The 2,462-nt window shown below is 69.2% G+C and carries 2 protein-coding genes and 1 pseudogene; 2 read left to right on the plus strand and 1 reads right to left on the minus strand.

The features are described from left to right. Positions 1 to 317: pseudogene (locus tag ITI46_RS34140) on the minus strand (hypothetical protein); the annotation flags it as partial. Positions 318 to 773: 456 nt separating this feature from the next. Between ITI46_RS34140 and ITI46_RS34145 the strand changes: the two are divergent. Together ITI46_RS34145 and ITI46_RS34150 are read left to right on the plus strand one after the other, a co-directional pair. Then, on the plus strand, positions 774 to 1,403 hold the full coding sequence (locus ITI46_RS34145) for a LysM peptidoglycan-binding domain-containing protein (RefSeq protein WP_209243892.1): 630 nt from the start codon (positions 774 to 776) through the stop codon (positions 1,401 to 1,403). 262 nt (positions 1,404 to 1,665) lie between these two features. Then, positions 1,666 to 2,462: glycosyltransferase (locus ITI46_RS34150; protein WP_209243893.1), on the plus strand; the 797-nt coding region annotated here is incomplete at its 3' end.

The raw sequence follows: 2,462 nt of genomic DNA on the forward strand, positions 1-2,462 counted from the left end.
GGTGCGGACGCGGGCGGCGGCGTGGTGTGTCCGGCGGGCGGGGCCGTCTCGTTCGCGGTGATGGTCCGTACGGCGCCCTGGAGTTGGTCCTCGGCGACGGTCACGACCTGGGAGGGGATGCAGGCCGCGTGTGCGAAGGCGAGGACGGCCGTCTCCTCGCCGACGAACAGCACGGTGCTGGTGCGCTCCCGGTCGGTGTTGCCCCGGGTGCGGCACGAGGTGCAGTCGTAGTCTCCTGGGGCGTTCTCTCCGGCGAGCAGCCGTTCGGCTTCTGCTTCGCCGATCTCGGCGCGTACGGCGTCGCTGACATCGAGCATGGGGGACACGGGTGCTCCTGGCTTTGGGTTCCTGTTCGCCTGGACAACGGCCGATCTGTGGTCGCGGTCACGCGCGTGCGCCTGCGCGCGGTCCCGGTTCGTGCGCAACCGGTCACACAAGCGGGAGAACAGTTCACACGCCGTCAATATGTGTAAGGGCAAAAAAATTCGACGGGTGAAGTGACTCACAAGAGTGCGATCGGGTTGTCAACTCCTGCCCGGAATGGGGGAGTTTGGGGGGTGTCCTGAAACCGACGTTATACCCGGTAACCGGGGCATGGCCTGCAAAGACGGGCTTCTGGTTGATAGTTGGGCGAGCCACTCCTTACATTCCACGGCGGTGCAACGAGCACCACCCGGGACAGGTGGAGCCGAGTGCAGGCGTCCGATGCGCCGACGGCACTTGCTCACACGGGGGAGACAGGGGGGTTCCCGGGCTCGTGGAGAGGGTTTGATTTGTCCAAGCGTCGTACAGCAGTGCTCACGGGTGCCGGCCTCGCCGCCCCGCTCGCCCTGCTCGCCGCCACAGCTCCGACGGCCTCGGCGGCGTCGAACGACGGAGTCTGGGACCGCATCGCGCAGTGCGAGAGCGGTGGCAACTGGCAGACCAACACCGGCAACGGCTACCAGGGCGGCCTCCAGTTCTCGCCCAGCACCTGGCGGGCCTACGGCGGAGGTGCCTACGCGCCCACCGCCGACAAGGCCAGCAAGGCACAGCAGATCGCGGTCGCCACCAAGGTGCAGCGGGCGCAGGGCTGGGGCGCCTGGCCCAGCTGCTCGGCGAAGGCCGGAGCCTCCGGCACGCCGCCGCAGACCTCCCGGCCGGCCACCGGGACCGCGCAGTCCGGACAGGGTGCGGGGCAGCAGTCCGCGCCGCAGTCCGGGGCCGGCGAGCGTCCGGCACCGCACACCAATCGCGGCCTGGTGCGCGGTGGTTCCGGCAACTACACCGTGAAGTCCGGGGACACCCTGGGCTCGATCGCGGCAGCGCACGGAAAGGGCTGGAAGGACGTCTACAGCGCCAACAAGAACGTCATCGGGGGTGACCCCGACCTGATCCTCGTCGGCCAGAAACTCAAGGTCTGAGCGCAAGACCCGGCTCAGTAGCTGAGCGGCCCCGCCGGGCACCGTGCCCGGCGGGGCCGCCGCTTGTGCACCGGCACCGGCCGCCCGAACGTCTCGGTCGTCGAAGAAGTTCCCACCGCAGGGTCACAAAAGTAAAACCATTCAGAACTCTTCTGAAACAACCTGCCCAATGCCTCCAACCGTCCTCGGTACTTAACGGTCTAGCTCGGTGACAGGCGGACAGAGGGGGACTGACCGCGAGGATGCGTGGGACTCGGGTAAAATGCACATTTCCTTCTTGCTCCACAACGGGTACGCCATCGGGGGAACCGTCCGTACCACCTACAACCTGGCCCGCTGCCTGGCCGAACACCACGACGTGGAGGTCGTCTCGGTCTTCCGGACCAGGGAACGGCCCGTCTTCGATCCAGGGCCGGGGGTGAAGCTGCGTCACCTCGTCGACACCCGCGGGGTGCGCTCGCCGGAGAGCCTGGGGACCGAACACACGCTGCCCGCCCGGGTCTTCCCCGCGGCCGACGGCAAGTACCCGATGTACAGCGCGCTGACCGACCGCCTCATCGGGGAACACCTGGGCAGCACCGAGGCCGACGTCGTCATCGGCACCCGGCCGGGGCTCAACATCCACCTCGCCCGCCAGACCAGACGCGGACCCGTGCGGGTGGGCCAGGAGCACCTCACCCTCGCGCTCCACTCCCGCCGTCTCAAGCTCGTGCTGCGCAGGGCCTATCCGCAACTCGACGCGCTGACCACCGTCACCGAGGCCGACGCCGCCGACTACCGCCGGCTGCTGCGGCTGCCCGGCGTCCGGATAGACGCCGTGCCCAACAGCGTCCCCGAGCCCGGGGTCACCCCGGCGGACGGCAACAGCAAGTGGGTCGTCGCGGCGGGCCGGCTCGCCCCGGCGAAGCGGTACGACCTGCTGGTGCGGGCGTTCGCCAAGGTGGTGGCCGAACGGCCGGACTGGCGGCTGCGGATCTACGGGGGAGGGCGGGAGCGGCCGGGGCTGCGCGCCCTCATCGACGAACTCGGCCTCTACAACCACGTCTTCCTGATGGGCCC

Origin of the sequence: Streptomyces oryzae, assembly GCF_017676365.1 — a bacterium.
In the GTDB taxonomy this organism is placed as follows: Bacteria; Actinomycetota; Actinomycetes; order Streptomycetales; family Streptomycetaceae; genus Streptomyces; species Streptomyces oryzae.